Origin of the sequence: Microcoleus vaginatus HSN003, assembly GCF_022701255.1 — a bacterium.
Classification (GTDB): domain Bacteria; phylum Cyanobacteriota; class Cyanobacteriia; order Cyanobacteriales; family Microcoleaceae; genus Microcoleus; species Microcoleus vaginatus_B.
This window is the reverse complement of the sequence record NZ_CP031705.1, coordinates 6,611,290-6,637,733: the sequence shown is the minus strand read 5'-3', so window position 1 is coordinate 6,637,733 and position 26,444 is coordinate 6,611,290. Positions and strand designations below refer to the sequence as shown.

The 26,444-nt window shown below is 49.0% G+C and carries 9 protein-coding genes; 6 read left to right on the top strand and 3 right to left on the bottom strand.

The genetic code is table 11. The annotated features are described in order from the left end of the window. Window positions 1–136: 136 nt before the first annotated feature. Window positions 137–1,318 carry a PepSY-associated TM helix domain-containing protein gene (locus D0A37_RS28245; protein WP_242719628.1) on the bottom strand — a complete coding sequence of 394 codons (1,182 nt, stop codon included), beginning with the start codon at window positions 1,316–1,318 and terminating at the stop codon, window positions 137–139. Between the two features lie 263 nt (window positions 1,319–1,581). Then, a complete protein-coding gene (locus D0A37_RS28240) occupies window positions 1,582–4,413 on the bottom strand; it encodes a TonB-dependent receptor domain-containing protein (protein WP_242719626.1) in 2,832 nt (943 codons plus the stop codon). Between the two features lie 34 nt (window positions 4,414–4,447). On the opposite strand from D0A37_RS28240, the gene D0A37_RS28235 reads away from it, so the two are divergent. Next, window positions 4,448–4,714, top strand: coding sequence for a hypothetical protein (locus D0A37_RS28235; protein WP_242719624.1), 267 nt, complete (start codon window positions 4,448–4,450; stop codon window positions 4,712–4,714). A gap of 230 nt (window positions 4,715–4,944) precedes the next feature. On the opposite strand, the gene D0A37_RS28230 is transcribed toward D0A37_RS28235, so the two are convergent. Further along, on the bottom strand, window positions 4,945–5,190 hold the full coding sequence (locus D0A37_RS28230) for a hypothetical protein (RefSeq protein WP_242719622.1): 246 nt from the start codon (window positions 5,188–5,190) through the stop codon (window positions 4,945–4,947). Window positions 5,191–5,212: 22 nt separating this feature from the next. On the opposite strand from D0A37_RS28230, the gene D0A37_RS28225 reads away from it, so the two are divergent. From D0A37_RS28225 to D0A37_RS28205, 5 genes are all read left to right on the top strand, one after another. Further along, the gene (locus tag D0A37_RS28225) at window positions 5,213–13,810 is read left to right on the top strand and encodes a non-ribosomal peptide synthetase (RefSeq protein ID WP_242719620.1); all 8,598 of its coding nucleotides are present in this window, start codon (window positions 5,213–5,215) and stop codon (window positions 13,808–13,810) included. Between the two features lie 67 nt (window positions 13,811–13,877). Then, window positions 13,878–19,808, top strand: coding sequence for a non-ribosomal peptide synthetase (locus tag D0A37_RS28220; protein ID WP_242719618.1), 5,931 nt, complete (start codon window positions 13,878–13,880; stop codon window positions 19,806–19,808). A 1-nt stretch (window position 19,809) separates the two neighbouring features. Then, the gene (locus tag D0A37_RS28215) at window positions 19,810–23,082 is read left to right on the top strand and encodes a non-ribosomal peptide synthetase (protein WP_242719616.1); all 3,273 of its coding nucleotides are present in this window, start codon (window positions 19,810–19,812) and stop codon (window positions 23,080–23,082) included. A gap of 97 nt (window positions 23,083–23,179) precedes the next feature. Continuing rightward, a complete protein-coding gene (gene panP / locus D0A37_RS28210; RefSeq protein ID WP_242719613.1) occupies window positions 23,180–24,868 on the top strand; it encodes a pyridoxal-dependent aspartate 1-decarboxylase PanP in 1,689 nt (562 codons plus the stop codon). Continuing rightward, window positions 24,858–26,405, top strand: a complete 1,548-nt coding sequence (locus D0A37_RS28205; RefSeq protein ID WP_242719611.1) for a condensation domain-containing protein — start codon at window positions 24,858–24,860, stop codon at window positions 26,403–26,405. Before panP ends, D0A37_RS28205 begins: the two co-directional genes overlap by 11 nt. Window positions 26,406–26,444 lie beyond the last annotated feature (39 nt).

The following is a 26,444-nucleotide window of genomic DNA, read 5'->3' as shown; positions in this document are numbered from 1 at the left end:
ATTGCCTGGTCAAATAAACTTTTACTTTTGTGGGGTGGGCATCCTGCCCGCCCTCAACACAAAATTTAAATGCACAACAGCTTAGGGGTTTTTAGGAAGAAGAATGACACCCGCATCCAACCGCACGCCGCTCTCCTTAAAACCAAGGCCATTGCTGGCTAAGTGGAGATAATTCTTCATATTGCTGTCTCGCCTCCGTGCGGTAAAATTTCGCCAAATGCCGCTGCCGCCACATTAGTACGCCCGTAACAAACAGTACAATCGCTGCTAATCCTGCGATCGCGTGTACCAGCCGCAAGTAAATTCCGCCATAGCTGCCAATATGTAGCGGATAAAGCGAGTTGAGAATTCGATTTGGTATAGAAGCTGAATTTACACTGTTAGCCTGCAATATTTTGCCACTATATTGGTCGAGATAAATGGTGCTAACCCCGTTTGGGTGAGGCTCATTGGGAAATTTTTTCCGTACTTTAAAAGTTGCTTCAGGCTTCAAAGGCAGAGAAATAAAAGTGGTTTTAGCTTCCGGCCAAACTGTATTAACTTCGTCTAAGATTTCGTCAAGGTTGTGCCTCGAACTGCTAGAGTGGGGATGAGAAGTCAATGCTGGCTGTGGCTTTTCATTCGTTAGCCAATACAGCGTCGATTCAACCGGCTCGTAAAAAACTATCGCTGTTCCTGTAGCGGACATGAGTATGAGAAAAGCGACCGATACAATGCCAGAAACGTTATGTAAATCAAATACAGTCCGCTGCCAGTGAGCTTTCCAATTAATAGAAAATCCGCGAGCCAAATTGCGCCAACCCGTCCACAGAACCAAGCCAGTGAAAGTTAGTCCTAGCATTACTAGACCGCAAATACCGACAACAAGATGACCGAATTCTCCTCCCGCTAATTCCACGTGTAACGTAAAAATAAAACCTGTAAAAGTTTCTTGCCAAAGGCGCCCACCCGTAATTTTCCCACTGTAAGGATTGACATAAACGTTAACTATTTCCTCACTCTTTGACAGCATTGAGATTTGACAAACATCCTTCGCTGATCGTGGCAGCAAGATACTAAGAGCTTGATTTTGGGGATAAGCTTTTTCGGCAATCTGCAGGACATTTTCCAGCGGTATCCGTTCGCCTTGAGGAATTACTTGCAGGAGTTGGGGATTGAAGAACCGCTCGATTTCAGGCCCGAAAATTAGCAAGCTGCCTGTCAAAGCAATTACTGCTAGAAATATTCCTACCACCAACCCCAAATACAAGTGCAGTTTGAATGCGAGTTTGCGGAACTTCATCTCTAAATTTTTCTCAAAGCCGTTAACTGTTCTCATTAAGGTAAAACCGATAGTCCGACAGGGAATGAATTCCCTGTCTCAAAGCTAAAGTCCTCGCTATGAGGACTGAGAAAAACACTTTTCAACTCATTAGTCCTCTTGAGAGAACTTTAGCTATTAGACAGGGGTTTCAACCCCTGGCGGACTAGCGGGTGGGCGCGAGGACTAGCGGACTAACAGCTTAAATTGACACCAATGGGTTCTTGGAGTATCCCTACGGGGATATTGAATCTACCTCATAAACCTGCAATCTGCTGTAATTACCAGTTAAGGCGGTAATTAACACTAAGAGTTAAACCTCTCCCTGCATAATTACCACTGTCCGAGCCAAATCCAGCTAAGTATTGCGAGATCACGGGAAAATATTGATTATTCAATAAATTCTCGACTTTGACTTGTAGCAACCCCGATCCAATTTTAACCGCGCTGACGTAATCTAGTGTGAGATAGCTGCTAATCGGGCCGCCATCCGAGCCGTCTTTGAAAGCTTGATCGCGATTTCCAGAATATAATAACTGTAACCGATTGTTCCATCCCGGCAAAGTTTCGTTTTGAACATAAGCTGTTAGCTTGAGTGGTGGAATTCGGCTGCTATCGAGGGCGAGGTAACTGTTTTCGTCCTCATATTCGCCTTGAATATAAGTAGCAGTCCCGCCGAGCGACCATGCTTGTCCAGGTTGCCAATCCACAGTTCCTTCTAAGCCATAAATGCGTTCTGGGGAGCGCTGTAGTTCCAGGCGGCCTGTGTTGCCAACTGGTGTAAAACGGACTCCTAGATCGGAGGTATTGTAAAAAGCGGCAAGCGACATTTGCACGGATTGCCACCCTCCTCGAATGCCAATTTCGTAGCTGTTGACTTTTTGCGGTTGAGTTACTTCTAACGAAGATTCAATTCCGACAAAATCGTCGGGGGGTTGGCGGAGGATGCGGCCGAAATCTGGAACTGAGAAACCTTGAGAAAAGTTGCCAAATATGTTGAAGTTGTCAGTAATTTTATAGACAGCCCCTGTATTAAATAGGGTGGCGTTAAATTTGCGATCGCCTCCTTCGATCTGGCGCTCATTAAAAGTGGTATAATCATTGACGTTTAACCCGAGGCGTTCGTGACGTATCCCACCACTTAGAATGACGATATCGTCAATATTCCATTCCATTTGACCGAAAAAGCCAAGGCTGTTGAAAGTGTAAGGAGGGACGAAAGGACGCTCGGAGATTTTCCGGTAAACCCGGCCGCCACTTGCGTCAAATCTCTCCGGGTCGTACAGGTCGAAACGCTGTCTGCTATCTTCAGTAACATAGTCAGATCCCCAAGTTAATCGAAGATTTTCGGCACGCGATAAAGGAGTGTTGATCGCAAGCCTTCCTCCTATTTGTTCGGTGTTGGTGCGCGAACGAGTAACACCGACAAACGGCCCAAAGAAATCGGACGTGCGGTAATCTGAAGGAACACCTACATTGGAATGCGTTCGATAGTAAATTTGACTTTGAAGGCTGCTGCCAAAAAGGTTTTGGTTTGTGTAACTTAGGTTGAGCTGTGTATTCCTATTTCCCGGTATTTCCCCGGCGATATCCAAATTTCCGGTTCGGATGGCGCGGGCTTTTTGCCGTCCTTCCTGTTCGTCAACACTCAAGTCGGGAATTACATTGGGATCTTGAGTTTCCCGATAGTGATTGACAGTTAGTTGCAGCCGCTGTTGGGTGTCCAAATCTACCCCGACTTTGCCCATCACGTTGAAGAGGGTGCTGCTATCTCCGCCGAGTTCAAAAAAGGGAATGCGATCGCCTTGGGCATCGTAAAAAGCTCCACTTCTGGCGAGCGAGACAGTGCCGGTCATATCGAAATTGCCACTTCGGCCAGAAATCGTCTGCTGAGCGTTAAAGCCTAGAGCATCTTGTGTGTTTGTTAAAGCGCTATTGACGCCCACTTCAGTAACAGCACTTAGCCTTTCCTCAGTTGGCCGACGAGTAATAATATTAACCACGCCACCTGTAGCCTGAGCGCCGTAGATTGCGGTAGACCCCCGCACTACTTCAATGCGTTCGATCGCACTGGGATCGATGTTTCTAAAATCCCTGACAAAAGATTGAAGATTGGTCGTTTGTGGCACGCCGTCAATCAGAACGGAAACGTTGCGACCTCGCAAAGTTTGTCCATAAGTGCTCGTAGTTTGAGTCGGTGGCGCGAAACCGGGAACCTGATTTGCCAGAGCTTCCCCGATATTTCTGGATGGCCCTATTTGCTGCTGAAGTTCTTCTGAGTCTACCACCGTTATAGAGCGCGGCACGTTTGTCACTCTTTCTGCGGTTCGTGTTGCAGTGACGACGATTTCAATTGGGTCTCTCCCCACCTGTGGCGTTCCGGGTGGCTGTGTCGGCGTTCCTGGTGGCTGCGCTGTAGGCGGTAAGGGTTCTCCGGGCGTTCCTGGTGGCTGCGCTGTAGGCGGTAAGGGTTCTCCGGGCGTTCCTGGAGGCTGCGCGGTCGGCGGTAAGGGTTCTCCGGGCGTCCCTGGAGGCTGCGCGGTCGGCGGTAAGGGTTCTCCGGGCGTCCCTGGTGGCTGCGCGGTCGGCGGCAAGGGTTCTGTGGGTATCTCTACCTGCTGCCCGGTCGGTGGCAAGGGTTGTCCGGGTGTCCCTGGTGGCTGTGTTGTAGGAGCCGGTGCAGGGGGGCGAGCAGTCATCTGCGAGGTGGGTTTTAAGCTGAGAATCAGACCCGCAGCGTTAGGAATCACCCGTGCCACTGGTTGGCCCCTCTCGCCAATGACTCTGATTCGGATGCTGTTGTTATCTAAAGGAGTAACGGTGACAGAAGCAATTCCGGCAGCCGGTTTGTCTTGACGAAACTCATTTCCCCCCGGTAGTCGCAGTTGAGCGGTGATGGCATCAATTTGTAAAGTTTCGCCAAAGGTGGTGGTGAAGACTTGCAGGGGTCTTCCATCTTCAGTGTCTAGGATAATTTCAATGCCTTCTGATGTGGGGTTGAGGCGAACGCCCGTCACCTGCGCGATGTTGGAAGCGCACGCCGACTGAGCGACTACCGCCGACACGACTCCTGCCAGCCCAAGGCTACTTAGTAATTTCTGCGATCTGTTCATTACTCTTGAATCAACAATTGATAGAACTTCGGATATGTGGTTTGCGTTGTTTGCACAACATGATTTGTGGCAGCGTTGCTGCTCTTCTGCGCCTCGTGAAACTGACCTGCGGAAGATCCGACCTAGTTGTCGGGCGCAGTTCGATCCGATTCTCCCGTCGCTAGCAGCCTTTGTCTGGCAGGAAGCGCGTGAGGGCGAACGCCTAAGTCCGGTGGCGATCTGGACGATCGCCCACGGTGGGCAATTTCCTCGGTTAAAGGAAGTAGTCGCTGAACGCTTAATGAGAAAGTGCCTTAATTAGATAACACAGCAGTTACATCTGTCAAGACTTAACTAATGAAAACTAATTGCATTTTAATATAGGGGGTCAGACCCCTCTAGCTAGTTATGCACCACTTGCCTATTATGGTTGCGGTAAGGGCTAGACAAACGATCGCCTAAAATGCTATGGCAAGAGTTAGAAAAGATTGTCATATAGGAAACCATAGCAGTCAACAAATTTGCTACACGACTCTTGACAATAAATATCATCTAGCCTACTATGCTTAAAGTCGATAGCCGTAAAGCCCCTGAAGCTGATATCGAAGCTGGCTCGGACTGAAATCGCCCCGGAGCCATTGCCCAACAGCGCGATCGACAAAAAAAACTCAAAACAAGCGCTAATACCCGCATTGAAGACTCAAACACGCTGATGGGAGACTCGTAACGCCCGAAAACTGTCCACAGAAAGTCTATGTGGAAAGAATTTGGCGGAACTGGTTGGCGTACTGCAAACAAGATTTATAGGTAAAAAGAATCGATGGGTGACGCAAGCATTAAGGGAAACCAACTCACCGAAAGTTGTACCAATTTAGTAGAACTTCTAAAAAACAGAGCATTACACCAACCAGAGCAGAAATATACTTTTCTGTTAGACGGAAAAACTGAAACCGCCAGTTTGACTTATCGAGAGTTAGACGCGATCGCCCGATCGCACGCCGTGCGACTTCAGACATTGGGACTCACTGGCGAACGAGCCTTACTGCTTTTCCCACCCGGATTGGACTATCTCGCCGCCTTTTTTGGATGTTTGTACGCCAAAGTGATCGCAGTTCCCCTCTATCCGCCGAAGCTGAAACGGAATTTAGCGAAAATTAGTGCGATCGCCAAAGACGCAGGAGCAAAAGTTGCGATCGCTCCCGCGCGACACTTGGAAAATTTAGAGCAGCTATGCGAGCAAGCGCCGCAACTAAAAGCGATGCGCTGGCTGACAGCAGAGGCGCTTGCCGATGACGGCGAAAAGTGGCAGCAGCCACCCATCCATCCCGACGAAGTGGCTTATCTTCAGTACACTTCCGGCTCAACCTCCACCCCCAAAGGCGTAATGGTGAGCCACGCCAACGTTTTGTACAACATCGAATACATTCACCGAGGCTTTGAGCACGATTCCGAAAGCGTTGCCGTAACGTGGCTTCCCCCCTTTCACGACATGGGGTTAATTGACGGATTGCTCAAACCTTTGTATCTGGGAATTCCCTCTTACTTCATGCCGCCAGCGGCGTTTATTCAAAACCCGATGTGCTGGTTGGAAGCGATTTCGCGCTACAAAGCTACCCACAGCGGCGGGCCAAATTTTGCTTACGACTTGTGTGCTAGCAAAATCAGCAAAATTTTGGGCGATGGCCAAAAAATGCTCGACTTGAGTAGTTGGCGCGTGGCCTATAACGGCGCAGAACCCATCCACAAAGAAACCCTAGAGAGATTTACCCAAGCTTTTGAGCCCTGCGGTTTTCACGCCGATGCCTTTTGTCCTGCTTACGGAATGGCAGAAACCACGCTAAAAATTGCCACGGTTCGCAGCGGCGCAACACCGACTTTCTTACCTGTTGACGCGGGGGCGCTGGAAAATAATCACATTGTAGAAGTTGTCGAAGGTGAGGGGGGCGCGAGAATTTTAGTCGGCTGCGGTTTCCCTGAATTTGGCACTAAAGTTGCGATCGTCAATCCCGAATCTCTGACGCAATGCCAGCCGCAGGAAGTCGGAGAAATTTGGGTAGCTGGCGAAACAGTTGCGCGAGGCTATTGGAATCGCCCAGAAGAGACAGAAAAAACCTTTCAAGCATATCTTTCAGATACCAGCGAAGGGCCATTTTTGCGAACTGGAGATTTAGGCTTTTTACGCGATCGAGAACTGTTTATTACAGGGCGACTCAAAGATTTGATTATCATCCGAGGTCGCAATCTTTACCCCCAAGATATAGAAAGAACAGCAGAGCGCAGCCATCCCAGTTTGCGGCCCTGGGCGATCGCGGCCTTCTCGGTGGAAGTCGCAGGCGAAGAACAGCTCGTTATCGTGCAAGAATTACAATCTCGCAAAGCGCCGGATAATGCCGAGGAAATTATCAGCGCCATCCGATCCCGCATTGCTCAAGAATATGAAGTGCAAGTTTATGGAGTAGTGCTGATTAAGCCCGGAAGCATTCCGAAAACGACCAGCGGTAAAATTCAACGTCGCGCCGCCTATGCTGACTTTCTAGCTGACAATTTGGAAGTGGTCGCCAGTAGCGTTTTAGAGTTAGCTGATTCGGTGGAAATCGACAATCAACTCACGCGAGAAATTCTGCTGACAGCAGAGTTAGAAGAACGGCAGTCGCTTCTTGAGGCTTACCTTTGGCAGCAGGTAAATCGTCGGGGAATGAATTCCCCCGCTAATAGCCAAAGTCTGCTAAAGGCGACTGAAGAGGAATCTTCAATCCACTTCAGTGCCAGTGGGAAAACACAAAATAATAATATTATCGATCGACCACTCAGTAGCTTTGGACTAGATTCTTTAAGAATTTTTGAGTTAAAAAATCAAATTGAAAGTGACTTGGGCGTTACTGTATCGGTTGCTGATTTGTTTGAGGATAGGAGCATTGCTCGACTGGCAGTGCAAATTCTAGAGCAACTAACAGGAAATACCAAAGCAGCCGTCATAGGGCCAGTTTCTCGCTCACGCCATCTTCCCCTGTCTTTTGCCCAAGAACGCTTGTGGTTCTTCGACCAATTGGAACCGGGAAACCCCTTCTACAACCTCTGCGGTGCGGTTCGGGTGACTGGCCAACTTAATGCAGAAGCACTCAGGCAAAGTATTGAGAAAATTATCGAGCGACACGAGGTTTTAAGAACTGCGTTTGCCGCTGTGGAAGGGCAACCGATACAGGTTGTCGCTGCTGCAGGCGATTTCCAAATGCCGCTGATAGATTTGACCGATCGCTCCCCAGACGATCGCCAGGCCCAGGTGCAAAGGCTGTCTGCGGAAGAAGCGCGAGATGCCTTTGACTTGGGGCAAAGCTCTCTGCTGCGCGCCAAACTGCTGCGTCTCGACGAAACAGAGCACGTCTTACTTCTAACCGTGCATCATATCGTTTTTGATGGTTGGTCTCTGGGCGTATTTCTCCGGGAGTTGGCAGAATTTTATCAAGCTTTTTCTAGCGATCGTTTACCCTGGCTTTCCCCGCTGCCCATTCAATACGCCGACTTTGCCGCATGGCAGCGCCAGCAGTTGCAAGGAGAAATATTAGAGACGCAACTGGCTTACTGGAAGCAGCAGTTAAGCGGCAGCTTGCCGATTCTAAATTTACCAACAGACTTTCCTCGCCCCGCCGTTCAAACGTTCCAGGGTGCGAGACAAACTTGGGAGTTGCCCAAAGATTTGAGCTTGGCGCTGGCCCAATTGGGCCAGCAAGAAAAAGCCACCCTATTTATGACGTTGCTGGCAGCCTTCAAGACGCTGCTTTATCGCTACACGGGGCAGACAGATATTTTAGTTGGCTCTCCCATCGCCAACCGCAATCGCAGCGAGGTAGAAGCATTAATTGGATTTTTTGTCAATACTTTAGTGCTGCGGTCTGACTTAAATGGAAATCCGACTTTTCGAGAGTTGCTAAGGAGCGTGCGAGAGGTGGCATTAGGCGCTTACGCGCATCAAGATGTACCGATTGAGAAGCTTGTCGAGGAGTTGCAGCCAGAGCGAGATTTGAGCTACTCGCCGCTGTTTCAAGTGGGGTTTGCCTTGCAAAACGGCTTGACGCAGACTCTAGAATTGCCAGGGCTGACATTAAATTCCCATGAAATTGATACCGGAACCGCTAATTTCGACTTGATGCTATTTTTGGAAGAAACTGAGCGGGGGTTGATAGCGACGTGGGAGTACAGCACGAACCTGTTCCAACCCAGCACGATCGCGCGGATGCAGGGGCATTTTCAGATTTTGCTGGAAGGAATTATCGCCAATGCCGACACGCGCATTTCAGAGTTGCCATTGTTGAGCGATCGCGATCGGCATCAACTGCTAGTTGAGTGGAATAATACGCAAGTCGATTATCCAAAAGATTCCACCATTCACCAATTATTTGAAGCGCAGGTCGATCGAACTCCCGATGCCATTGCAGTCGTATTTGAAGACCAAAAACTTACCTACCGCGAACTGAATAAACGAGCGAATCAAGTCGCGCACTACCTGCAAAAACTCGGTATAAAACCAGAAGTTTTGGTGGGGATTTGTACGGAGCGATCGCTGTCCATGGTTGTGGGAATTTTGGGAATTCTTAAAGCTGGGGGAGCCTATATACCTCTGGCTCCGGATTATCCGCAAGAGCGTTTGGCTTATATGCTGGCAGATTCTCAAGTTTCAGTGCTGTTAACTCAACACAAAATCCTCGCCAGTCTTCCCAAACATCAGGCGCAGGTTATTTGTCTAGATGCAGACTGGGATCTAATTTCTCAGGAGGTGGAGGACGAGCCTGTCAGTGGCGTGCAAGCTCGAAATTTAGCCTATATCATTTACACCTCCGGCTCTACCGGAAAACCCAAGGGGACAATGATTCTCCACCTTGGGGTGGTCAATTATCTAAGCTGGTGTACGAAGGCCTATGCAGTAGCCGATGCCGACGGCGCTCCGGTGAACTCTTCAATTAGTTTTGACGCTACCATTACCAGTTTATTTTCTCCTTTATTAGTAGGGCGAAAGGTCGTCCTGCTGCCAGAAAATCAGGAACTAGAATCTCTGAGTAATGCCTTGCATTCCCAGAATAATTTCAGCCTCGTCAAGATCGCACCGGCTCAACTAGAGATACTCGGCCATTTGTTACCTCAAAAGCAGGTTACCACTGGGACGAAAGCCTTTATTATCGGTGGCGAAGCTCTCTCGGCAAAGATCGTTTCATTCTGGCAGACGAGAGCGCCTCACACAAAATTGATCAACGAATACGGGCCGACAGAAACCGTGGTTGGATGCTGCGTCTATGAAGTTTCGGCTCAGACTTCGTTATCAGGTCCAATTCCCATTGGTCGTCCTATTGCTAATACTCAGCTTTACATACTAGATCGGTATCTCCAACCAGTTCCCATTGGCGTTGGGGGCGAACTGCACATAGGTGGCGCTGGCCTAGCCCGAGGCTACCTCAACCGTTCAGAGTTGACAGCAGAAAAATTCATACAAAACCCCTATAGCGATGAACCAGGGGCACGTCTATACAAAACTGGCGACAGGGCGCGTTATTTGCCAGATGGCAATATCGAGTTCTTAGGTCGTATCGACCACCAAGTAAAGATTCGCGGTTTCCGCATCGAATTGGGAGAAATTGAAGGGCAGCTAAACCGACATCCATGCGTCCGGGAAAACGCAGTTGTGCTGCGGGAAGACGCGCCGGGAGACAAGCGGTTAGTAGCCTATATAGTGGCTCCGTCAGAACCGACTATCGCCGCAAGTGAATTGCGCTCTTTCCTGAAGGAGAAGCTGCCGGAATATATGCTGCCTTCGGCTTTTGTGCTGCTAGAGGCGCTGCCGCTGACGCCGAATGGAAAAGTAGACCGCAAAGCGCTCAGAGCGCCCGATGTAGAAAGATCGGAATTAAACGCAGCTTTTGCACCTCGCACTCCGGAAGAACAGTTACTCGCTGAAATTTGGAGTAAGGTTCTCGGCGTCAAACAAATAGGAATTGGCGATAATTTTTTCGAGCTGGGAGGGCATTCCCTGCTAGCAACGCAACTGATTGCTAAAGTGCGAGAAGCGTTTCAGGTAGAGTTGCCGCTACGCAGTTTGTTTCAGTCTCCGACGGTGGAAAGTTTGGCAGAAACGATCGCCATAGCTAAAGCGCAGCAGGCGATCGAATCTCGCCCCATTGCACAACTGCCGGAAATCGTCCCCGAGCCTCAAAATCGCTACAAACCATTTCCGCTCAATGAAATGCAGCAGGCGTACTGGATCGGGAGAAATAGCTTTTTTGAAATGGGAAATGTCGCCATTCACGGCTATGTAGAAATTGAAGGCGACGATATAGATTTAGAGCGGTTTAGCCTCGCGTGGCAGCGAGTGGTGGAACGCCACGATATGCTGCGCGCGATCGTCCATCCAGACGGGCAACAGCAAATTTTAGAAACAGTGCCAGCTTATGCAATTCCAGTATTAGATTTGCGCGGGCAAAGCCCAGAGGCGGTGAATTCCCAACTCGAAGCAATTCGCGAATCCCTGTCTCACCAAGTGTTGCCGCTCGATCGCTGGCCACTTTTCGAGATTCGCGCCTCGCTTATACGCGATCGCCGCATCCGCTTGCACGTCAGCATTGACGCCTTGTGCATTGACGGCTGGAGCTATCAAATTCTCTTCGGAGATTTGGTGACGTTTTACCGCAATCCCAACGCAGCGATCGCGCCTTTGCAACTGTCATTCCGCGACTACGTTTTAGCGACGATCGCGCTCCAAGATTCCTCATTTTTCCAGCAATCTTTAGAGTATTGGAAAAATCGCCTTGCCACTCTGCCACCAGCGCCCGAACTCCCCTTAGCCAAGCATCCGAGTTCCCTGACACAGCCTCGCTTCAAGCGCTGGAGCGCTCAGTTAGAGCCGGAAACGTGGAAAAAACTTAAAGCCAGAGCCGCGCGATCGGCGCTTTCTCCCACAGGCGTTTTGCTGGCTGCTTATGCCGAAGTTCTCAGCCTGTGGAGCAAAAGTCCTCGGTTTACCCTCAACGTGCCGCGCTTCAATCGCCTTGTACTGCACCCGCAAGTCAACGACATTATCGGCGAGTTTGCCTCGTTTACTTTGCTGGAGGTAGACAACTCGCGCCGAGAAAGTTTTGAAGTTCGGGCAAAACGCCTGACTCAGCAGCTTTGGCACGATTTAGAGCACCAATACGTCAGCGGCGTGCGCGTTTTGCGAGAATTGACGCAACTGCTGGGAAAAACATCGGCGGCACCGATGCCAGTGGTATTCACGACTAATCCGCAGAATAACCCCGGACAAAGCGATTCTTCCATACTGGGCGCGATCGCAGAAATCGGAGAGGTTGTTTACGTCGTCGGTCAAACTCCCCAAGTTTGGATAGACAATCAGTACAGCGAAGCTGGCGGCACTCTATTCTTGAACTGGGATGCGGTGGAAGAACTCTTCCCGCCAGGGATGATTGACGATATGTTTGACGCCTATTGCCACCTGTTGCAGCGCCTCGCAAGCTCCGAGGAAGCTTGGCAGGGAACGGCGCAGTTGCAGCAGCAATCCGTCGCTAACGGCATCGAAGCACCCATTCCCGACGCACTGCTGCACGAACTATTTGCTGAGAAAGTCGCGTCGCGATCGCACGAGCCCGCCATCATTACCCGCGATCGCACCCTCACCTACGAGGAACTATATCTGCGATCGAATCAAGTCGCTCACCGATTGCGGAAGCTGGGAGCTCGCCCTAACCATTTGGTTGCCGTCGTCATGGAAAAAGGATGGGAGCAAATCGTCGCTGTGCTGGGCATTCTCGCATCCGGGGCAGCTTATTTGCCCGTAGATGCGGCGCTACCAAAAGAGCGGCTGTGGTATTTGCTGGAAAATGGCGAAGTTGAGATTGTTTTGACGCAATCTCAGTTAAATCAGCGATTGGAATGGCCGGAAAATGTGCGGCGAATTTGTCTCGATACCGACGAATTGGCTGCCGAAAGCAGCGAAGCTTTGGAGTCGGTGCAAGAACCGGAAGATTTAGCCTATGTTATTTATACTTCCGGCTCAACTGGCTTGCCGAAAGGCGTGGCGATCGCGCATCGCGGTGCAGTCAATGCGATCGCTCAGACCAACCAAGTGTTTAATGTCGCCGAGTGCGATCGCGCGATCGCAGTCACCGCACTGCACCACGATATGTCGGTTTACGATATCTTCGGCATCCTAGCAGCCGGGGGAGCGATCGTCATTCCCGATGCGGCACAACGGCTAGACCCCGCTCACTGGGCTCAATTGATGGTAAAAGAGCGCGTCACCATTTGGAACTCGGTTCCCCCGATGATGGAAATGCTGCTCGATTACGCTGCCGGACGTTCTGAGGTGTTGCCAGAGTGCTTGCGCTGGGCGTTTCTCGGGGGAGACTGGATTCCAGTAACACTGCCTGAGAGGTTAAGGGCGATCGTCAAAGAATGTCGCGTTGTCAGCGTCGGCGGGCCAACCGAAACTACCCTTTGGAATATTTGGTATCCGGTAGAAACTGTTGATTCTTCTTTGAACAGCATTCCCTACGGATCGCCGATCGCCAATACACGCTATTACATTTTGAATGAAAGGCTAGAAGACTGTCCCGTCTGGGTTGCCGGCGAGATGTGCTGTGCCGGAGTTGGACTGACAAAAGGATACTGGCGGAATGAAGAAAAAACTCGCGCCAGCTTCCTCACGCACCCCGTCACGGGCGATCGCTTGTACCGAACGGGAGATTTAGGGCGCTACTTGCCGGATGGCAATATCGAATTTTTAGGACGAGAAGATTTCCGCCTTAAAATTCGAGGATTCCGCATCGAAGCCGGAGAAATTGAAGCTGCTTTGAACGAGCACCCAGCAGTCAAAGCATCCATTGTCACCGCATTCGGAGAAAATCACAGTCAAAAACGCTTAGTAGCATATATCGTTCCCCAACAAAATGCTACCCCTGCGGTTGAAGAATTGCGCCAATTCCTGAGCGAAAAACTGCCAGATTATATGGTGCCTTCTGCATTTCTACTTCTGGACGCGCTGCCGCTTTCGGCCAACGGCAAAGTCAACCGTAAGGCACTGCCTGAACCGGATGCCGCAATTCAACAAGAAAAGATTTTTGTCGCACCACGCACCCCTATTGAGGAAATGCTGGCGCGAATTTGGTCGGAGATTCTCGGGATCGATCGAGTGAGTGTTAGCGACAACTTTTTTGAATTGGGGGGAAATTCCCTGCTAGTAACGCAATTGGCCACCAAAATTCGCCAAAATTTCCAAGTTGAGCTGTGCCTGCGCGATTTGTTGGAGGTACAAATTTTGTCGGGAATTGCGGAAAAAATTTCTGAGATTAAGAGTCAAAAAGCAACCCTTCAGGAATCGGCGATCGCGCCCGTTTCACGAGCCGCTTACCGCAGGAAGCTTTCTTCTTTAAGCGAATAGCAATAATTATCGCTAACAGTCTTTTTTCTTCTGCCATCTGCCTTTTAGTTAACAACGGATAAATACCATGACGGTGCATTTTTCGGAACAATTTTCAACGGAAGAACGCGATTTGGGGAATAGTTTTGATGAAGAAGTCTGTGCCTTGCCCACTTCTTTTTCCCAACAGAGATTGTGGTTTTTCTCCCAATTTGAACCAGGCAATCCTTTCTACAATATCCCGGCGGCGGTGCTGCTAAAAGGCAGTTTAAATGTGGAAACTTTGAAGCGGAGTTTTCAGGAAATTGTGCGCCGTCACGAAGCTTTGCGAACGACTTTCGGTACTGTAGACGGCCAACCAGTGCAAGTCATTCACCCGACATTAAATTTCGCGTTACCCGTTACAGATTTGCGAGAACTGCCACCGGCAAAGCGAGAAGCAGAAGTTCAAAGATTGACAGCAGAAGCAGCTCTCCAGGATTTTAATCTAGCCAAAGGACCGCTGCTGCGAGCAAATTTATTGCACCTCGATTCCGAGGAATATATATTGCTGCTAACGCTGCACCACATTGTATTTGATGGGTGGTCAATCGGGGTTTTGCTGCAAGAATTAGCAGCGCTTTATGAAGCGTTTTTGATGGGCAAACCATCCCCACTTCCCGAACTTCCTATCCAGTACGCCGATTTTGCTATTTGGCAGCGGGAATGGCTGGGGGGCGATCGCGCCCGTATCGATCTAGCCTACTGGAAACAGCAACTTGAAGGCGCACCACCTTTGTTAGAATTGCCAACAGACAGACCGCGACCTCCCGTGCAAACTTATCGGGGCGCGAAACACTCATTTTTACTGTCAAAAGCCCTAACAGAGGCGCTCAACAGCCTCAGCCGCAAAGAAAATGTCACCTTATTTATGACGCTGCTAGCAGCTTTCAAAACGCTGCTTTATCGCTATACCGGACAAGCAGATATTGTCGTCGGTGCTCCCATTGCTAATCGCAACCAGGCTGAAATTCAGGGGTTAATTGGTTTTTTTGTCAATACCCTGGTGCTGCGAACTGACTTGTCAGATACGCCGACATTTCGGGAATTGTTAGCTCGCATTCGCGAGGTGACACTAGAAGCTTACGCTCATCAAGAGTTGCCCCTCGAACAACTGATGGAAGAGTTGCAGCCGCAGCGAGATTTGAGCTACAACCCGCTGTTTCAAGTTAGTTTTGTTTTGCAAAATGCACCCCTCCCCATTCAGCATTTGCCAGGAATGACTTTAACAGTTTTAGATGTTGACAATCAGACATCCAAGTTCGATGTCACGGTCAATTTAGAAGAAAAATCAGACGGAATTACCGCTAATTTTGAATACAGCACGGACTTGTTTGATGCGGCTACCATTTGCCGGATGGCGGGGCATTTTCAGACGCTTCTGGAAGAAATTGCTGCGAATCCTGACAGGTGCATTGAAGAGTTGCCGCTGCTGACTGAAAATGAGCGATACCAGCTTGTGATGGAGTGGAATGACGCGCCAGTCGATTATCCGCGCGATCGCTGTATTCATCAATTATTTGAACGGCAGGCAGAACAAACTCCCGATGCGGTTGCCGTAGTATTTGAAGACCAAAAACTCACCTACCGCGAGCTGAATGAACGAGCGAACCAACTCGCGCATTACTTACAGCAACTAGGCGTCAAACCCGAAGTGCTAGTGGGGATTTGCGTGGAGCGTTCGTTGTTAACAATTGTCGGAATTTTAGGCATTCTCAAAGCCGGGGGCGCTTATGTGCCGCTCGATCCAGCCAATCCAATCGATCGCACGGCTTTCATCCTCCAAGATGCCTCAGTATCGGTGCTATTGACTCAAGAAACACTATTAGAAACTCTCCCCGAATATAGCGGCCAAGTTGTCTGTTTAGAGGCCGATAGTCCGGCGATCACTCAAAATAGCACTAACAATCCTCACAGCCACGCTACGGGTGAAAATCTCGCTTACGTTATTTACACCTCCGGTTCAACGGGTCAACCCAAAGGCGTTTTAGTAACCCATGCCAACGTCGTTCGCCTGTTCGCTGCCACGCAATCTTGGTACAACTTTAGCGAAGGCGACGTGTGGACTCTGTTTCATTCCTACGCTTTCGATTTCTCAGTGTGGGAACTGTGGGGCGCTTTAATTTACGGCGGATGCCTCGTAATTGTGCCTTATTTCGTAGCGCGATCGCCGATCGCATTTTATGAATTACTGTGTCGAGAGCGAGTCACCGTTCTCAACCAAACTCCCTCAGCTTTTCGCCAGCTTATGCAAGCCGAAGAGTCGGTACAAACTGGCAACAATTTAAGCCTGCGCTGGGTCATTTTCGGCGGCGAAGCCTTAGAATTGCCAAGCTTAAAACCCTGGTTCGAGCGGCACGGCGATCAGAGTCCGCAATTAGTGAATATGTACGGCATCACGGAAACCACCGTTCACGTCACTTATCGCCCGCTCAGTTTAGCTGATTTAAACGGACAAGGTAGCGTTATTGGGTGTGCCATTCCCGATTTACAGCTTTATATCTTAGATAAAAATCGTCAGTTAGTTCCGGTGGGGATTCCCGGGGAAATGTACGTCTCTGGCGCGGGAGTGGCGCGGGGATATCTCAATCGCCCTGACTTAACAGCCGAGCGATTTATTTCTAATCCCTTTAGCGAAAATCCAGAAGCGCGACTGTATAAAACCGGAGATTTAGCGCGTTACTTGCCCAATGGCGATATTGAATATCTGGGGCGAATAGATACTCAGGTTAAGGTGCGAGGCTTCCGCATCGAATTGGGAGAAATTGAGGAAACCCTCAGACAGCACCCCGCCGTGCAAGATGCTGCGGCGATCGCCCGCGATGACACTTCGGGCAACAAGCGCTTAGTCGCTTATGTGGTGCAAAATGCCGGCTTCCAAGCAACAAACGATACAGTTGCTGGCAGCGAATGGGATGCCGAGCGAATTTCTAATTGGCAATCGGTCTTTAACGACACCTATCGCCAGACCCCTTCAGATCGAGATGGCATTTTCAATATTGTGGGATGGAATAGCAGCTACACGGATTTGCCCCTTTCAGAAACAGAAATGCGCGAATGGCTCGACCTAACCATTGAGCGCATTCTGGCGCTGCAACCTCAACGAGTATTAGAAATTGGCTGTGGGACGGGTTTGCTGCTATTCCGAATTGCGCCGCACTGCTTGCAATACTGGGGCGCAGATTTCTCCCAAATCGCGCTCGATTCTATCGAGCAACAGTTGCGATCGGGGGAGCAAAACTTGCCGCAAGTTAAGCTTTTGCACAAAGAAGCACAGGACTTTGAAGGAATCGAACCGGAATCTGTCGATTTAGTAATTCTCAACTCAGTGGTGCAGTATTTTCCCAGCGCCGACTATCTCCTGCGCGTCTTGTCGCAAGCTGCTAAAGTTGTACGCAATGGGGGTTCTATTTTCATCGGAGATGTCCGAAATCTAGCGCTTTTAAAAGCGTTTCACCTCTCGGTACAATTGCACCAAGCCAACGACGATTTGCCAGTCGCTCATCTGTTGCAGCGCGTGCAAAAGCGCATCGCTCAAGAGCAAGAATTAATTCTTAATCCAGGGTTCTTTTCTGCCTTCAAGCGACAGTTCCCGAATATCAGCAGCGTGCAAGTACAGCCAAAACATGGCAATTTCTGCAACGAACTTACCATGTTTCGCTACGATGTAATTTTGCGCGTTGGGCAGGAAACAGGACAAACATACCCGCCAACAATGAACGGTTGGATAGATTGGCAACAGCAGGAATTAACGCTCAAATCCGCACGCCAGTTACTAGAGGAAACCCAGCCAGATGCCATCGGATTTCGGCGCGTGCCGAATGCGCGATTGAACTCAGAAATGAAAGCTTTAGAACTGCTTTCGCTAGACAGTGCGCCACAGACCGTCGGTCAATTAAAAGAATTGCTGCAAAGCCTCGATTCGGAATCAGGGATAAATTCAGAAGCGCTTTCAGAATTGGGCCATGAATTGCAATATTCCGTTGAGATTAGCTGGTTAAATGGCAGCCCAGATGGCAGTTACGACGCAATTTTTTATAAAGCGATCGCTCCCAGTTTTTTCCAAAATTCTGCCTTTTCGCGAAAGGCTTTGAACGCCTTTGCCAACAATCCCTTGCAAGGAAAAGCGGACCGAGAGTTAGTGCCGCAACTGCGCGACTACCTGCACAAAAAATTGCCGGAATACATGGTGCCTGCTGCCTTCGTGATGCTGGAATCGCTGCCTCTAACTCCCAACGGCAAAGTCGATCGCAAAGCCCTTCCTGCACCCGATCGCGATCGGCCTGAACTCGGAGAGGCATTCGCCGCGCCAAGCACGGCTATTGAGAAAATCCTAGCGGAAATTTGGGCGCAAGTATTGGGGTTAGAACAAGTGGGAATTGACGACAATTTCTTTGAATTGGGCGGCGATTCTATCCTCAGCATTCAAGTGGTTTCTCAAGCCAATCGAGCCGGGTTGCGACTTACACCAAAACAACTGTTTCAGCACCAAACTATTGCACAGTTAGCCACCGTCGCCGATACAGCTCAGACCAAACAATCGGAACAGGGATTAATCATTGGCGAAGTTCCTCTGACACCGATTCAGCACTGGTTTTTCGAGCAAAATCTCTCCGATCCGCACCACTGGAATCAGGCGGTGCTTTTAGAGTTGCGGCAACCTCTCGAACCTGCATTAATTGAGTCAGTTTTGCAGGAATTGCTGAAGCACCACGACGCGCTGCGCCTGCGTTTTGCGCGAGGAGAATCTGGCTGGCTGCAGGAGTTCGCCAATCCCGACGAGGTTGCTCCGTTTACCTGCATTGATTTGTCGTCGCTACCTCCAGAGGAGCGAGAAGCCGCTTTCCAAACCGCCGCCACTCAGTTGCAAGTTAGTTTGAATTTGTCAGAGGGGCCATTACTTCGCGCTGCCCTATTTGACTTGGGCAAACATCAGCCAAATCGCTTGTTATTGGTTATTCATCACTTAGCGGTTGATGGGGTTTCGTGGCGAATTTTTATTGAGGATTTCCAGACAGCTTATGAGCAGATTAGCCGCGACGAAACAGTCGCGCTCCCGCCCAAAACAACCTCATTTAAGCAGTGGGCAGAACGCTTGCATGAGTGGGCGCGATCGCCCGAATTGCAGGGAGAGTTGGATTACTGGTTCGCCCTTTCTCACCAACCAACTTCTCCCTTGCCAATAGATTTTCCCACAGCAGCTAATTTAGTTGCCTCTGAAAAGACAGTATCCGTTGCTTTGAGTGTTGAAGAAACAAAACTGCTCTTACAAGAAGTACCTGCCGCTTACCGCACTCAAATTAATGATGTATTGCTAACTGCTTTAGCTCAAGCATTTGAACGGTGGACTGGCAATAACTCACTTTTACTTGACTTAGAAGGTCACGGGCGCGCAGATATATTTGAAGGAGTAGATTTGTCGCGCACAATCGGCTGGTTTACAGCAGTTTTCCCCGTTCTGTTAAGTTTAGAAAAACATTCCGATCTAGGGGCTGCACTCAAATCAGTGAAAGAGCAGTTACGCGCCGTGCCAAATCGCGGTGTTGGCTGCGGTGTCCAACGATATTTAAACCCAGAAAATGCTGAAAAATTGCACAAATTGCCGCAAGCTGAGGTAAGCTTTAATTATCTCGGACAGTTTGACCAAGTGCTACCAAAATCTTCTTTATTAATGCTGTCCTCCGAGCCTAGTGGCCCCATCCGCAGCCCGCGCGGAAATCGGCGTTACCTGCTGGAAATTAACGGATTTATTGCCAGCAGCAAGCTGCAATTAAATTGGACGTACAGCGAAAATATTCACCGACGAGAAAGCATTGAAAATTTGGCAAGGGGCTTTATAGAATCGCTGCGATCGCTAATTCAATACTGTCAGTCCCCCGACGCGGGCGGCTGCACTCCTTCTGACTTTGCAGAGTTTAAGTGGAGCCAGTGGAACCAGGACGATTTAGACAACATTACCGCAATTTTGGGAGAGCTTTAATATGACCAAAGGCAATATCGAAGATTTTTATCCCCTCTCCCCAGCGCAGCAGGGCATTCTCTTTCATTCCCTTTACCAGCCAGAATCGGGCGTATATTTCGGGCAACTGCTGTGCGTATTGCGCGGCGATCTCAATGTTTCTGCGTTTAGAAATAGTTGGCAAAAAGTTGTAGACAGGCATCCCATTTTGCGGACTTGTTTCGTGTGGAAAAATTTGAAAGAACCCGTGCAAGCGGTGCGTAAGCAGGCTGCATTATCTTGGCAGCAGATGGACTGGCGATCGCTCTCTGCGTCGAAACAACAACAGCAGCTAGAAACGTTCCTAAAAGCAGATCGAGAGCAGGGCTTTGACTTGACCTCAGCTCCCTTAATTCGCATTGCACTCGCGCAGTTAGGAACAGATACTTTTCAGTTTATTTTGAGCCACCATCACTTAGTTTTAGATGGGTGGTCGCTGGCGATCGTTCTTGAGGAAGTTTTTGCATTTTATCAAGCGTTCTCTCAGGGCGAGGAATTGCACCTCAAACGCCCTCGCCCTTATCGGGATTACATCGCGTGGCTGCACCAGCAAGATTTATCTGCGGCTGAGTCATTTTGGCGGCAAACTCTCAAAGGTTTTGCAGCTCCAACTGCGATCGCCCGGGGCAATATTGTCGCGGGAAACCGTTTAGAAAATAGTGGCGAACAGCAGGTGATATTTTCTGCAACAGCCACCGCCGCACTGCAATCATTGGCGCGGCAGCATCAGCTAACATTAAATACCCTCGTACAGGCAGCTTGGGCGCTACTTTTGAGCCGATACAGCGGCGAGGAAGATGTGGTTTTTGGTACGGTAGTCTCCGGGCGACCGCCAGAGTTAATTGGTGCTGAATCGGTAGTGGGGCTGTTCGTAAATCCTCTGCCAGTGCGCGTAAAATTTGACCCACAGGATTCTATTTTATCCTGCTTGAAAGAACTCCAAGCGCAACAAGTTGAGGCGCGGCAGTATGAGTACAGCCCCCTCGTTGAGGTGCAGGGCTGGAGCGAAGTTCCTCGGAGTTTACCTCTATTTGAGAGTTTGGTCGTTTTTGAAAATTATCCTTCGGATGCTTCTTTGCAGGAGAAGATTCAAAACTTAAAAGTAGAGAATATTCGCTCCTGGGAAACAACGAATTATCCTCTAACGGTGATGGCGATGCCGGGTGCGGAATTGACGCTGAAAATTATTTTCGATCGTAGCTGCTTTGAGGACAGTGCGATCGCACGGATGCTCGGACACCTGCAAACTTTACTAGAGGGAATGACTGCCAATCCTGAGCGGAAACTGTCAGAATTGCCCGTATTGAGCGCCCCCGAACGCCAGCAATTACTTGTCCAGTGGAACGACACCCAAGCGGATTACCCCAAAAATGCCTCAATTCACGAATTATTTGCAGCGCAAACAGAGCGAACCCCAGATGCAGTGGCTGCAATTTGCGAAAATGAACAATTGACTTACCGCGAATTGAATGCCAAAGCCAACCAAATCGCGCATTACCTGCAAACTCTAGGTGTAAAACCCGAAGTTTTGGTGGGAATTTGCTTAGAGCGATCGCTCTCCATGCTGGTGGCCATTTTGGGCATTTTAAAAGTCGGTGCCGCTTACGTTCCTCTCGATCCTGCTTATCCCCAAGAACGCCGATCCTTCATGCTGGCGGACGCAAAAGTTCCGGTGCTTTTGACTCAAAAAAACCTCCTAGAAACCCTCCCCGAACACAGCGCAAAAGTCGTCTGTATCGACGCCGAATGGCAGGAAATTTCCCGCCAGAGCGATCGCAACCCCGCTGTTAAAGTGGAAGCTGATAACCTCGCTTACGTCCTCTACACTTCCGGCTCGACAGGCACTCCCAAAGGCTTACTCGGCACCCACCGAGGCACAGTCAATCGCTGTTTTTGGAACCCCTATCCTTTTATCGAAGAAGATATTTGCTGTCAAAAAACCTCCTTAAATTTTGTCGATTCAGTTTGGGAAATTTTTGCTCCTTTGCTGCATGGGTTGCCCACTGTGATTATTCCCGATCGCGCCGTCAAAGATATTAACCAATTCCTTCAAACCTTATCAAAGCAAAATGTAACGCGACTGGTGCTAGTTCCTTCTTTGTTGCGCGCTATCTTAGATTCCTTCCCTGATTTAGACAGGCGTTTGCCTCAATTAAAATATTGGATTTGCAGCGGAGAAACTCTGCCGATGGAACTGTGCGAGCAATTTCGAGAGCAGATGCCCCAGCGGGTATTAATCAATCTTTATGGCTCTTCGGAAGTAGCTGCAGACGTGACGTGGTACGATGCAACTCACTGTGTCGAGAAAGTTCCAATCGGTCGCCCGATCGCCAACACGCAAATTTATCTGCTCGATCGCAATTTGCAACCCGTTCCCATAGGAATTCCCGGCGAGATTTACGTCGGCGGCGATGGATTAGCACAGGGCTACTTAAACCGCCCCGAATTAACCTCGGAAAAATTCATTTCTAACCCGTTTGGGCAAGAAAAATTAGATTTTCTTGGTAATTCTCATCAAAAAGTTTTGTTCAAAACAGGGGATCTCGGTTGTTACCTGCCGGATGGTAATATAGAATTTCTGGGTCGTGGCGATTGCCAAGTAAAAATTCGCGGTTTCCGCATCGAACTCGGAGAAATAGAGGCAGCACTTTCTCAACATTCTTCTGTGTCCACCGCTGCTGTTTTGCTTCAAGAAAATGAACCAGGCAGTCAACGCCTAGTCGCTTACCTAGTTCCTAACTCAGGGTTCAGAAATCAGCACCCAGAACTTATTTCCGAACTGCGTTCATTCTTGCAGCACAAACTACCCGATTACATGGTGCCTTCAGCTTTTGTGCTATTAGATGCGCTGCCACTAACGCCCAACGGAAAAATTGACCGCCTCGCCTTATCTCAAAGGTGCGATTACGTTTCTGATGAAACAGCCTTCACTGAGCCACAAACGCCCACAGAGCAAGAAATTGCGGAGATTTGGACGGCTCTTTTAGGGCTAGAAAAAGTAGGAACTAACCAAAACTTTTTTGACATCGGCGGTCACTCTTTGATGGCGATGCAATTGGTATCGCGAGTGCGATCGTGCTTTGGGATAGAGTTAGCGCTGTGCGATTTTTTTGCCGCTCCCACCATTGAGAATTTAGCTGAAGTAATCGAGGAAGAAATTCTGGCCAACGCCGATTCTAACCAGATAGATGAATTGCTCGATCTCTTAGAAAAGAGTGATGGAGAGTCAGCACAAACTGTGATGCTGACTGAGTAAATATCGGGTTCGCAAAAAAGCACAAACAGCCCTTTTCTCCTTAAGGCTTCGGTGGGAATAGGAGACAAAAAAGCCCATTTAACAGGATTGATGCGGGATGAATAAACTAACAGTAAAAGCCAAAGAGTCTCAAGATGTAATGCAATCATTAAAAGCTTCTGTTCCCCCACTGGAAGAAAAGTTAATGGAGCTATTCAGTGCTTCAGAAAAGTCATTTTTGGCAGAAGAAGCAATGGAGGAGCGAATTTCTGCCCTAGTTCACGACTTTTTGTACGCAAAAACTGCTAGTACAGATATTGACTTAGAGTTAATTATTCAGGAGTTTAGGGAAAACAAAATTCCCGCCCTTCCTACAGATGTTGGCAATTATATCGATGATTTGACCCAAACCCTCGTACCCCATTCTATTCACACCTCTTCCCCCCGATATATCGGTCACATGACGAGCGCACTTCCCTATTTTGTGCGCCCGATCGCGAAGCTGTTAACCGCGATGAATCAAAATTTAGTCAAGATGGAAACGGCCAAAGTTTTAAGCCCCTGCGAGCGCCAGACTTTGGCAATGATGCACCGATTAATTTACGATTTTTCTGAGGATTTTTATAACCAGCACATTCAAAAAAGTGACAGCACGCTCGGTATCATGACAACGGGTGGCACCCTAGCTAATATCACAGCTTTGTGGTGCGCTCGCAACGCTTCTTTAGGGCCAAAAAATAACTTTAGTGGCATTGAAAAAGAAGGGTTGTACGCAGCTTTAGAGTTTTACGGCTACAAGGGAATGGTGATCATCGGCTCCAATTTGATGCACTATTCTTTTGAAAAGGCTGCCGGTTTATTAGGCATTGGCGATCGCAATCTCCTAAAAGTCCCCACCGATTCCAATCACCGCATGGATTTGGCAGCGCTGCGCCAAACTGTAGCCGAATGTCGCGATCGCAATCTCCACATTCTGGCAATTATCGGTATTGGAGGCAGCACCGATTCGGGAAGTATCGATCCGCTTCCAGAAATAGCGGCGATCGCCCAAGAAGCAAACGCTCACTTTCACGTCGATGCCGCTTGGGGCGGCCCCGTGCTTTTTTCCGAACGTCACCGGCACAAATTGGCAGGCATTGAACTAGCAGATTCCGTCACCATAGATGGACACAAACAAATGTATTTGCCAATGGGAATCGGTCTGGTTTTATTCCGCAATCCCCAAACGGCCAAAGTTATTGAAAAACACGCACCCTACACGGTGCGAAAAGACTCCATCGATCTAGGCAAGCGCTCTCTCGAAGGCTCTCGACCAGGTGCGAGTTTGTACTTGCAAGCTGCGTTGAATATCATCGGCCATCAGGGCTATGAATTTTTGATAGATGGAGGCATCCATAAAACGCAGCATTTGGCCAATTTAATTCGCGAAAATCCAGCATTTGAATTGATGCTCGAACCAGAAATTAATATTCTTTTATACCGCTACATTCCAGAAACCTTCAGGGAAAAAGCAGCCAAAAAACAACTAGCCGAAGCAGACAACCACTTCATTAATCAATTTAACGAGCGCCTTCAGGAAGCCCAGCGGCAAGCCGGTCACACCTTCGTATCGCGAACCACCCTGCAAAACACCTGTTATGGCAAAACCATTCCCATTGTTGCTTTTCGGGTCGTCCTTGCCAACCCCCTTACCACTGAAGCAGATATCAACATTGTTTTAAACGACCAGCTAAAAATAGCAGCAAAGCTTTCCTTAACTATCACAAACAGCGACCACTGCGAGGAGGTGAATCATCATGTCTACTAATCGTTCAGAACGACTAAAAAAACTCTCGCCTCAGAAGCGAGCGCTCCTCCTCAAAGCATTGGGCAAAGAGGCAGTACAGGCTGAGCAATCTAAGCGTATTCCCAGGCGATCGCAGCAAAATTCTGCTCCCCTTTCTTTTGCCCAGCAACGGCTGTGGTTTCTCGATCGATTGTCTCCCGAAAACCCTGCCTACAACCTTCCTGCTGCTGTGCGTTTGCAAGGACAATTGAATTTGTCAGCACTGCAACAAACACTCAATGAAATTGTCAGGCGTCACGAAGTTTTACGGACTGCTTTTGCAGAAGTGGACGGGGAACCTGTTCAACTGATTTCTCCTTCCTTGGATTTCGCTTTGTCGGTGGTAAACTTGCAACATTTACCAGAAACTGAGCAGCAAGCTGAAATTGAGCAGCGTACTCTTGAAGAAGCCCAACGCCCCTTTGACTTAACGCGATCGCCATTACTGCGGAGCACTCTGCTGCAACTTGGTTCGGCAGAATATGTGTTGCTGCTGACAATACACCACATTATTTCTGATGGTTGGTCTATGGGGGTATTGGTGCGAGAAGTTGCCGCACTTTATGAAGCTTTTTCGACTAACAAACCCTCCCCGCTGCCTGAACTTCCCGTGCAGTATGCCGACTTCGCCAGTTGGCAGCGGCAGCATTTCCAGGGAGAGAAATTAGAAAAACAACTCGCTTATTGGAAACAGCAATTGGGAGGCGGTTTAGCTGTACTGTCAACTGATAAGCAGCGCTCTCGCGTGCAAACTTTCCGAGGATCGCAGCAATCTTTTGTTATTTCTGCTTCTTTAACTGAAAGGCTGAAAACGCTCGCGCAGCAACAAGATGTCACCCTATTTATGACGTTGTTGGCAGCATTTCAATCCTTGCTCTCCTGCCAAATAAAGCAGGATAACCTCGCTATTGGCTCTCCTATTGCCAACCGCAACCTCCTTGAATTAGAGGAACTAATTGGATTTTTTGTCAATACTTTAGTGCTACGAATTGACACCGCAGGTAATCCAACTTTCCGCGAACTACTCGGTCGAACACGCGAGGTAGCGTTAGCAGCTTACGCTCACCCGGATGTTCCTTTTGAAAAGCTTGTGGAAGAATTGCAGCCGGAGCGAAATCTCAGCTATAACCCGCTGTTTCAAGTGTGGTTTGTTCTCCAGAATGCACCCATGCCACCCCTGGAGTTAGCTGGTTTGACCTTGAGCATTCTGGAATTCGATGTCGGTATGTCGAGACACGACTTAAGCCTCACCCTCTGGGAGGTTTCAGAAGGCATTCAAGGCTTATTTGACTACAAAACCGACTTATTTGAGGCTGCGACTATTGCCCGAATCGTGAGAGGTTTCCAAACCCTCCTCAACCAGGTAGTCATCCAGCCAGATATCCGGCTCGACGACTTGGCAAAAATTCTTGCCGAAGCAGAAAGGCAGCACCAAATCGAGCAGGAAAAACAAATTAAAAGTTCGGGAATTCAAAAATTAAAACTGGCTAAACGCAAAGTTATGACGAGTTCAAAATGAGGTTCAATTTCTCAGGTTCTTTAGGGAAAAACTCGGGAA